This window comes from Leifsonia sp. HAY1-4F (assembly GCF_056755275.1).
This window is the reverse complement of sequence record NZ_JBNDHX010000520.1, coordinates 1-244: the sequence shown is the minus strand read 5'-3', so window position 1 is coordinate 244 and position 244 is coordinate 1. Positions and strand designations below refer to the sequence as shown.

Sequence of the window (244 nt, the reverse complement as noted above, 5' to 3'; positions counted from 1 at the left end):
TCTCTACTCCGAGCAAGTGGTCTTTGCCGTCAGAGCTGGTCACCCGCTGCTTTCGGCAAAGCAATCGGTGTTTTCCGATCTCAGCCGCTATACGATCCTGATGCCCACGCGAGGCTCGATCATCCGCCCCTTCGTCGAGAGCTTCCTCATCGCCAATGGCGCCGGCCGCCTGCCCAACCAGATCGAGACCGTGTCCGACTCCTTCGGCCGCGCCTTCGTTCGGGCCAGCGACGCCATCTGGATC

The 244-nt window shown here is 62.3% G+C and carries 1 protein-coding gene; it reads left to right on the top strand.

Features of this window, described 5'->3' with window-relative positions:
- The coding region (locus ACPYOG_RS20365) for a LysR substrate-binding domain-containing protein (RefSeq protein WP_481295893.1) at positions 1 to 244 on the top strand (244 nt) is incomplete at both ends.